Origin of the sequence: Halobacillus rhizosphaerae (assembly GCF_046719735.1) — a bacterium.
GTDB classification, from domain to species: domain Bacteria; phylum Bacillota; class Bacilli; order Bacillales; family Halobacillaceae; genus Halobacillus_B; species Halobacillus_B rhizosphaerae.
The window spans coordinates 796,249-805,474 of the sequence record NZ_JAUTWQ010000001.1; the positions used below are offsets into that span (position 1 = coordinate 796,249).

A 9,226-nucleotide genomic window follows, 5' to 3' on the forward strand; every position below is an offset into this window, starting at 1 on the left:
CAAACGGTATTCCTGCAGAATTAAGGGCAGGAAAGATGGTTGATTCCACAAAAATCATTTACTTCGAGCGTCATTAGGGCGGTCTTCTTTTGATTGTTACTGCTAATTACTCTCCAAGCGTGTTTTCGGATTGCTTCTTCAATTAGATTACGAACATACCTTGCATTCGAAAAGTTGTAAGGGGAGTGGGCACATACAGAAATCAAATGATCATACAGCTTCCGTTCGGCTTGAGGAGTTAAGCAGTAATCCCTTTCTTCCAACATTTTGGAGGCTATTGCAGACAATTCTGCTGCTGAATAATTAGAAAATGGCAATTGAATTGGAAACCTCGAAGCTAAACCAGGGTTAATACGTAGAAATTGGTCCATTTCCTCTGGATAACCAGCAAGAATCATAATTAAACGGTCATGATGGTCTTCCATGCATTTCACAATCGTATCGATCGCTTCTTTTCCAAAATCCTTGTCACCTCCACGCGCCAAAGAATATGCTTCATCAATAAAGAGAACGCCTCCAATGGCTTTATGAATTAAATCTTTGGTCTTTTGTGCGGTATGACCAATATATTCCCCCACTAAATCCGATCGGTCTGCCTCGATAAACTGCCCCTTCTCTAAAACATTCATTTCCTTAAATAATTGAGCTACCATTCTCGCAACCGTTGTTTTTCCCGTTCCCGGATTTCCTTTAAAGACCATATGCAATACTTGAGTATTTGGCTTAAGTCCCAAATCCTTTCGCTTCTGGGCAATTAGAACTTGAGCATAGATTTCTTTCACTCGTTTCTTTAAATCCTTCATTCCTATAATGGTAGAAAAGAATTCATCAATCCTAAGAAAAGGTTTGATCGATGTTTCTTGAGCCTGAATCTGCTGAACGGCAATGGGATTTCCTTTTGTTTCATTCAGCACAATATTTATCGTACCAGATCGAACAGCTTTAGCTTGCGGATGCACATGGATCCCTCCTCATTTCCCTTCATCATACGCATAATCTCCAAAAGCTGTGACAAACGCCTAAGGGAAGTCAGTCAGGAAGGCTGAGCAGAGGAGAAAACCATTCTATCCATGATGCCTCCTTTTGTTTTTCCTAAGGACAGCGGTAACGGTCGAAATATCAGCACAAAAGAAAAAGCGGGCGCTTCTGTGCGCCCGCTGTCATTCTCTATTCTTTATCCAATGTCACATTTTTCATTGGAGCAAAGGTTGAAATTGCATGCTTGAAGATGAGCTGCTGCTTCCCATCCGTTTCAAGTAATACAGTAAAATTATCAAACGCCTTTATTACTCCACGCAATTGAAAACCATTGAGCAGAAAGACCGTCACTTGCATACGTTCTTTTCTTAATTGGTTTAAGTAGTTGTCCTGAATATTTACGGTCTGAGCCATGAATCTTCCTCCTCTTTTCTATCTATATTAATACCATTCTATGTTTTACTGCATCATTCCTGCTAAATCACGTAAAATTGTTGTAAATTTGTCTTCATAGTTTTCCTCAGTCACTTCATACCATTGAACCTGCATTTTGTTTCTAAAATAGGTGTATTGTCGTTTCGCATACCTTCTCGAATTTCTTTTTAACAATTCAACGGCCCGGTCCAGGGAGTATTCGCCCTTTAAATATGGAACAAATTCCTTATATCCTATTGCCTTCATAGATTGGGCATCTTCTAAACCATCCCTGTAAAGAGCCTCAACCTCCTCCAGCAATCCATCTTTCATCATTTCATCAACTCTCATATTGATGCGCTTATACAGCTGCTCCCGGTCCATTTCCAACCCAATAATGATTGGACGAAAATCACCATCTTCCGCCTGCAAATTCTGATACTCACTCATTGTTTTCCCTGTTGCCTCATGAATCTCGAGAGCACGAAGCACACGCCGTTCATTATTGGGGTGGATCTTTGCAGCCTGGGAAGGATCAATCTTCACCAGACGGGCGTACATAGCCTCAGCGCCCTCTATTTTCAGTTCTTCTTCAAGGCGTTTGTAAACTTCTTCATCTTTAGGTTGATCCGAAAAATTAAAATTAAATAACGTTGCCTGTATGTAAAGTCCAGTTCCTCCAACTAAAACAGGTAAATGACCTCGTTCTGTAATTTCAACGATCAGCGACTGCACTTTTTCTTGAAACTCTGCCACCGAAAAAGATTCCTGAGGATTTTTAATATCAATCATATGATGAGGAATTCCTTCCATTTCTTTGGTTGTAACCTTCGCTGTCCCGATATCCATACCGCGATAAATCTGCATAGAATCACCGCTGATCACTTCTCCCGAAAACTGCTTAGCAATTTCCACTCCTAAGCGTGATTTACCTACCGCTGTCGGTCCAACTACAGAAACGACTAAGGGCTTCATATATCTTCACCTTCCTAACTTTCTTTCATTATACATGAACCTTGATAGAATCATACCTCACGACGCAAAATAACGGAATCCGTTACAAGTACTAACGGATTCCGTTATAAAAAATCAAAAAACTCGTTAGTCTCACTATCGCATTTCGTTAGTTTGTGGTATGATATAAAAAAGGAGGCGGTCTTTTCGTGGTCCATGATAGAATTCGATCTCTACGTAAAGAACGGCGGTTAACTCAAACCATGTTAGCTCAAAAAGTTGGTGTATCTGCTCAAGTCGTTTCTAATTGGGAGCGTCAATATACTTCTCCTGATCTTGAGGATTTAACCAAAATTGCTCATGCCCTTCACACGACAGCTGATTATTTATTAGGACTGAGTGATGAAACAGAGGATGAGATGCGGGAAATCAAAGAACACTTGAAGAATCAGGGTTATGACCACCCCGTCTTTTTTGATAAAAAAGCCTGGTTCGGAGTACAGCCGGAGGAAATTAAACAAATTGAAAACTACTTCCGTTTTCTCTTGCAGCAAAAAAATATTTCGTAATGCATTTATTCTCTTATAAATATAACCATAACCAGTTGACGTAACGTTGTTATGTTAACTGGTTATGGTTTTTTAAGTTTTAAATATTTGTAACTTACTCTTTTCATCACCAGTCCGTCGTTACTCCCTTCTTTTTCCATATTCGAATTGAACTTCAAGAGCTGCTCTTATTTCTAATTGTCCAGGCATGAGAGGGGTTGACGATGCCGCTGCTTGAGTCTTGAAATACATAGGAGTAATAGAACCCGAGGCGCTCGTCGTTTCAATAATTTTAATCGGAACAGGATTCATATTTACTTGCATGTTTGAGGCTAATGTTCTCGCTTTTACCAGCGCATCATCCATTGCCCCACTTAATGCCTGCTGCTCGTAGGTTTCTAAATCTCTAGCAGTAAATGTGATTCCGGCTACTTGATTCGCTCCATTAGAAACTGCACTATCAATTATTACGCCCGTATTTTCAACCTGACCTACAGTAATCCGAATAAGGTGATTAACTTGGTATCCCTTTAATACCTGCTCTCCATCTATAAAATCATACTTAGGTGATACCGTGTATTGGGACGTTTGAATTGCCCCCTCCCCTACCCCGTAAGTTAATAAAGACTGGAGGATCTGATGCATCGTTTCAGCATTCTCCTGTTGAGCAGCTGCTACATTTTTATTTTCCGTCTGTACACCTAACTCGATAACGGCAGAATTAGGTTCTGCGGTTACCACACCTTCTCCATTCACAACCATATAAGGCAAAGGATTCACTTCCTTTTGCATCTTCTTAGCAGCCTCCCTTTTATTCAGTTCATGTTTCTTAATGAAAAATTATGCATAGAAAGCAAAAATAAAAAACCCTGACTCCCGAGAACGGGTTCAGGGTTTACATGACTCGTTTAAACATTTTTTCCATTTCATACTCTGAAAAGAAGACTATAATTGGCCGTCCATGTGGACAAGTGAATGGATCCGTAGAATTTCTTAAGTCTTCCAGAAGTCTTGTCATATCGGATAAGTTTAAATAATGATTCGCTTTAATGGATCGTTTACAAGACATAAGAATAGCCGCTTCTTCCCGCAGCTTTAGCACATCAATTCTATCTTCAGTCATTAATTGTTCTATCATTTCTTGAATAACTTCTTCTTCAAATCCATTTGGAAACCACTGCGGATGGCTGCGAATGATGTATGTCGTCGTACCAAACGGTTCGAAAAACAGTCCAACCTGGGTTAAATCCTCTTTAAATTCTTCAATTTTCAAAGCTTCCTGACGTGAAAAATCAAAAGTTAACGGAACGAGCAACTCTTGTACCTCATGATCAACTTCAGCGAGCTGGTCACGGAAAAATTCATACTTAATTCTTTCCTGAGCTGCATGCTGATCAACAATGTACATGCCATTTTCATTCTGGGCAATGATATAGGTCCCATGCAGCTGGCCAATGGGATACAAAGGCGGAACTCTTCCGTCGTCTTTTTCATTTGCTTCCTCTTTTGTTTCTTCTTTAGTCTCTGCTCTCCGTTCTGCAGGGACCGCTCGTTCCTCCTCATTCATTTCCCGCACCACAGAATGCTGAACCTGTTCATAACTATCTGATGGTTGTGAGGGTGCCTGCTGAATAAGTTCAGCGAAGGATGTTTCCCTCTCTTCGTGAGCCTCTTCCTGATGATCGCTTGGCTGTTTTTCATGAAACTGAAAGGTTTTCTGTTCACTTTTTTGTTTAACGGGCTTCGATTTAGTATCTTCTACGTGAGGAATCAGCGTCTGTTTTCTAAATGCTTGTCTAATGGCTTCCTCAATAGCGTGAAATAATTCTTTTTCTTTACTAAAGCGCACCTCAAGTTTCGCAGGATGAACGTTAACATCCACTAATATTGGATCCATCTCAATATTCAACACCGATATTGGTGATTTACCAATAGGAAGTAATGTATGATAACCTTGCAGAATTGCCTTGTTTAAAGCAATGCTCCTTATATACCTGCCATTTACCATTGTCGACATATAACTTCTGGATGCTCTTGTGATTTCAGGTTTTGCTATATAACCTTTCACTTTAAAATCCAAGGTTTCCGTTTCAATCGGCACCATTTTCCTCGCCACATTTACACCATAAATCTTTGCGATGACTTGGAGAAGATCCCCTCTGCCATTTGTTTGGAACAGTTGCTTATCATTATGAGTGCATGTAAACCTGATGTCTGGGTGGGAAAGCGCCATCCGGTTTAAAACATCCGTAATGTGTCCCAATTCGGTATGAATCGTTTTCATATATTTCAATCGTGCAGGAGTATTGAAAAATAACTCATTCACACTAATTTCAGTTCCTTGTCGGGCATCACTTTTCGTTTTACTCAAAAGCCTGCCACCTTCAAGCTCAAGACAAGTGCCAGCATGGTCCCCAGTAGAAGATTGGAGTTTTAACCGGCTGACCGCCGCAATACTTGCAAGTGCCTCGCCTCTAAACCCCAGCGTGCGAACATGAAATAAGTCATGCTCATTCGTAATTTTACTTGTGGCATGCCTGTAAAATGCCCGTTCACAATCTTCTTCTTCCATCCCTGCTCCGTTGTCGGTAATCTGAATACTTTCAAGGCCAGCTTCCTTGAGCTCGATCGTTATCCAGGTGCTCCCAGCATCTACGCTATTTTCTACTAATTCCTTAACGACAGAGGCAGGCCGTTCCACTACTTCTCCCGCGGCAATTTTATTAGACAAGTGGTCTGGCATCAACTGGATTTTTGCCATTAAGCACACCTCCTCAAGACTTTATCTGTTTCTTCAGACGATAGAGTTCATTCATAGCGTCCATAGGTGTCATTTCCATTAAATTCAGCTTCTTTAGTTGATTTTCAAGGGGAGTTTCCGCTTTTGCTTTCGGAGCTGGCCGGGCTTCCTCAACAAATAGACTTAGCTGCTGGTCATCTTCTGCCGACGCTGCCACTTCGTTTTCTGCGCCTTTTTCTAACTGAGCAAGCAAATCAGCTGCACGGTCAATTAAAGAGTCAGGCATATTGGCAAGCTGGGCGACATGGATCCCGTAGCTTTCATCCGCAGCTCCATCTTTAATCTGGTGCAGAAATACAACTCTCCCTTCATACTCTTCCGCTCTTACATGAACATTTTTTAATCGATCCAGCTCTAGGTCCAAGCTCGTTAATTCATGATAGTGGGTAGAGAACATCGTCTTGGCACGAATATGCTGATGAATATGTTCAACGATCGCCTGAGCTAAAGCCATTCCGTCATAAGTACTTGTTCCCCGGCCGATTTCATCTAGAAGAATCAAACTTTTCTCTGTAGCATGACTAAGCGCATGGTTCGCTTCCAGCATTTCTACCATAAAAGTACTCTGACCTGAAACGAGGTCATCAGCCGCTCCTATTCTGGTAAAGATTTGATCAAAGATTGGCAGAATTGCAGATTCAGAGGGGACAAAGCTTCCCATCTGACCCATAATTGCCGTTAAAGCAAGCTGACGCATATACGTACTCTTCCCCGACATGTTGGGGCCGGTAATAAGCAGGACATCTGTCTCTTCATCCATATAAATATCGTTAGGAACAAAGGATTCTCCCTTCATTACTCTTTCTACAACTGGATGCCTGCCCTGTTTAATGTCTACGATCCGCTTTTCATGATAGGCAGGACGATGGTAATCATTCTTTTCAGCTATTTGGGCAAACCCCTGTAAAACATCAATCCGGCTGATCTGTTCTGCCAGAAACTGCAATTTATGAACGTAGGCCTTCACCCGTTCGCGTACTTCCAGAAAGAGTTCATATTCCAATTCAACACTCTTTTCCTCAGCTTCTAAAATGAGGGATTCTTTCTCTTTCAGCTCAGGGGTAATATACCGTTCAGCATTGGTTAACGTTTGTTTACGTTCATACCGCCCCTCCGGAAGGTACTTCAAATTTGCGCGTGTTACCTCAATATAATAGCCAAACACCCGGTTATAGCCAATCTTAAGCGAACGAATTCCAGTCGATTCCCTTTCCTTCGCTTCTAATTGTGCGATCCATTGCTTCCCATTCTTAGAAGCATCTCGATATTCATCCAGTTTAGGGTTAAAGCCGTCACGGATCACTCCTCCTTCTTTGATAACAGGAGGAGGATCTTCACCAATACTCTCCACAAGTAACTGCTTCAAACTCTCAAGAGGGTCGATGGTTTCGAACAATTGCTTCATCGCTGGATGGTCAAATGTCTGCAAGGTCGCCAAAATATCAGGAATACGAGATAAAGAATGACGCAGTTGAATTAAATCACGCGCATTTACATTCCCATAAGCGATGCGTCCGGCCAGTCGTTCTAAATCATACACAGAAATCAGCTGTTCCCGTAAATCTTCCCGTTCAAAGTAATTCTCCAAAAACCCTGCCACTTGGTCATGACGAGTTTCTATTTCTTTCCTGGAGAGCAGCGGTCGTTCCAGCCATTTTTTCAGCATTCGCGCCCCCATGGAGGTAATGGTCTGATCCAAAACTGATAAAAGGCTCCCTGATTTCCCCTGTTTCCTTAGCGTTTCAACCAGTTCCAAATTACGCTTGGAATACATATCGAGAGACATAAATTCTTGTAATTCAATGACTTGCACAGGCCTTAGATGGTCAAGAGCCCGCTTTTGTGTATGTTTAATATACTGAAGCATCCGGCCAAACCCAGTTAAAAACTTCTCTTGATGGATTCCTTCCGTTAAACCGCTGAAAGCATCTTCAATCTCTGTACGGTCTTCAAAGGAAACCGTGCAGCCCAGCCTTCCTTCCAGCATTTCCAATTGCTCTTCCGCCATCTCACTTGATACTACAACCTCTTTAACCGGCCGATTGTAAAGTTCACTGATCGCTGCGTCAAAGCCGCCGGTCACAAGGGCGATACTATTTTCTCCTGTGGTCAAATCATTATAGCTGACTGTAAATGTTCCATCAGAAAACTCAGTTAACGATGCCAAGTAGTTATTCTCTTTGTCCTCGAGCATACTCCCTTCCATGACCGTCCCAGGAGTCACCAGCTGAACAACTTCCCTCTTAACAACGCCTTTGGCAGCTTTAGGATCTTCGACTTGTTCGCAAATCGCCACTTTAAAGCCTTTACCAATTAATTGCTTTATGTAATTTTCTGCAGAATGATAAGGCACTCCGCACATAGGAATCCGGTCGGAAGAACCTCCTTCCCGACTGGTTAATGTAATTTCCAGTTCCTTCGATGCTTTTAGGGCATCATCAAAGAACATCTCATAAAAATCTCCTAAACGAAAAAATAAAAACGCATCCTTATGATCCGCTTTAATCTTTAAATATTGCTGCATCATAGGTGTGTATTGTGCCATACAAAAATCCTCCAAAACGTACAAAATTCATCACGGTACAATTATAGCACATTTAACAAGACGTCCTGAACGTGTACGCTTGTCCTTGCAAAAAAAGAAAAATCCTCGCTGAATCAGCAAGGACTGAGCTTTCTACTCGTGACTGCCATTGGAGCTGCTGCTTGACGATGGAAGGAAGTCAGTCTCAATCGCCGAGAAATCATCGGATGATAATTCGACTTCATAGTCATCCTCTTGATCACAGCCATGAGGGTCGACCTTCACACAAAGCTTGGTTTCACCAATAACATCAACGACAAACTCTCTTTCTACCTCTACGCAGATTTTCTGACCCTGAGCGCATATGTTCGCTTCAAGACAGTTTGGCTGCTGAACAGCTTTTGCGATCACTTCAACGTCGTCGTGGATACAATTATGATCTTTTACATGAAGTGGAACTTGGTCACAATAATTGACTCGTTCTGTTACCACTTCTGTTTTCGTATTATCATTATACGAATACCACACGTTGATATCATAACTTCCAGACACTTCGACATGATCGCCCTTCTTCTTCGCGTTATAAATGTGATTAATGACCCAGCATCCTAAAATACTAGTTGGACGATGGGAGGGGCTGATGGTATGCTTCGTTTCTGTGAACTTCTTACCTTTCCCGATTACAGCCTTGGTAATGATCTCCCTGTAATCACGTTCAAAATATGACATAGGATTCACTCCTCCTTATTCTACCACCCATCCTATGTTTGAGCTGGGCGGTTGGTGACTAAAAATAATAATGGCTTTAGGACGTGTGTAATTCATTCTATGCAAACGCCCATAGAATTGTACAAAAAAAATCCGTCAGAAGAGAATTCTCTTCTGACGGAAGTGTTAAAATCAGTGATTACAAGGGCTATTATCCACTTTTGAACCTGTTTCTCCTTTTAGTACATCTCCTCCAGTTGATCGAATAACTTCATTTGTCACTTCTCTGGAGATAGTACT

8 protein-coding genes and 1 pseudogene are annotated in these 9,226 nt (G+C 41.6%); 1 reads left to right on the forward strand and 8 read right to left on the reverse strand.

Going from position 1 to position 9,226, the window contains the following annotated elements; translation table 11 throughout:
- Positions 1-20: 20 nt before the first annotated feature.
- The 3 genes from Q7A53_RS04110 to miaA all read right to left on the reverse strand — a co-directional run bounded on the left by Q7A53_RS04110 (position 21) and on the right by miaA (position 2,367).
- A complete protein-coding gene (locus tag Q7A53_RS04110) occupies positions 21-959 on the reverse strand; it encodes an AAA family ATPase (protein WP_411787829.1) in 939 nt (312 codons plus the stop codon).
- A gap of 208 nt (positions 960-1,167) precedes the next feature.
- Entirely contained in the window at positions 1,168-1,392 is a 225-nt protein-coding gene (hfq, locus tag Q7A53_RS04115) for an RNA chaperone Hfq (RefSeq protein ID WP_411787830.1), read from the reverse strand.
- Positions 1,393-1,437: 45 nt separating this feature from the next.
- On the reverse strand, positions 1,438-2,367 hold the full coding sequence (miaA, locus tag Q7A53_RS04120; RefSeq protein ID WP_411787831.1) for a tRNA (adenosine(37)-N6)-dimethylallyltransferase MiaA: 930 nt from the start codon (positions 2,365-2,367) through the stop codon (positions 1,438-1,440).
- A gap of 188 nt (positions 2,368-2,555) precedes the next feature.
- Between miaA and Q7A53_RS04125 the strand changes: the two genes are divergently transcribed.
- Positions 2,556-2,915: a helix-turn-helix domain-containing protein gene (locus tag Q7A53_RS04125; protein WP_411787832.1), complete on the forward strand. Its 360-nt coding sequence runs from the start codon at positions 2,556-2,558 to the stop codon at positions 2,913-2,915.
- A gap of 120 nt (positions 2,916-3,035) precedes the next feature.
- On the opposite strand, the gene Q7A53_RS04130 is transcribed toward Q7A53_RS04125, so the two are convergent.
- From Q7A53_RS04130 to Q7A53_RS04150, 5 genes and pseudogenes are all read right to left on the reverse strand, one after another.
- Complete coding sequence (locus Q7A53_RS04130; RefSeq protein ID WP_411787833.1) at positions 3,036-3,686, reverse strand: SIMPL domain-containing protein; 651 nt, start codon at positions 3,684-3,686, stop codon at positions 3,036-3,038.
- Positions 3,687-3,789: 103 nt separating this feature from the next.
- Positions 3,790-5,655 (reverse strand): DNA mismatch repair endonuclease MutL, encoded by a 1,866-nt coding sequence (gene mutL / locus Q7A53_RS04135; protein WP_411787834.1) that lies wholly within the window; start codon positions 5,653-5,655, stop codon positions 3,790-3,792.
- A gap of 13 nt (positions 5,656-5,668) precedes the next feature.
- The gene (gene mutS, locus Q7A53_RS04140) at positions 5,669-8,239 is read right to left on the reverse strand and encodes a DNA mismatch repair protein MutS (protein WP_411787835.1); all 2,571 of its coding nucleotides are present in this window, start codon (positions 8,237-8,239) and stop codon (positions 5,669-5,671) included.
- Positions 8,240-8,371: 132 nt separating this feature from the next.
- On the reverse strand, positions 8,372-8,947 hold the full coding sequence (locus Q7A53_RS04145) for an outer spore coat protein CotE (protein ID WP_411787836.1): 576 nt from the start codon (positions 8,945-8,947) through the stop codon (positions 8,372-8,374).
- A 171-nt stretch (positions 8,948-9,118) separates the two neighbouring features.
- A pseudogene (locus Q7A53_RS04150) lies at positions 9,119-9,226 on the reverse strand (hypothetical protein); the annotation flags it as partial.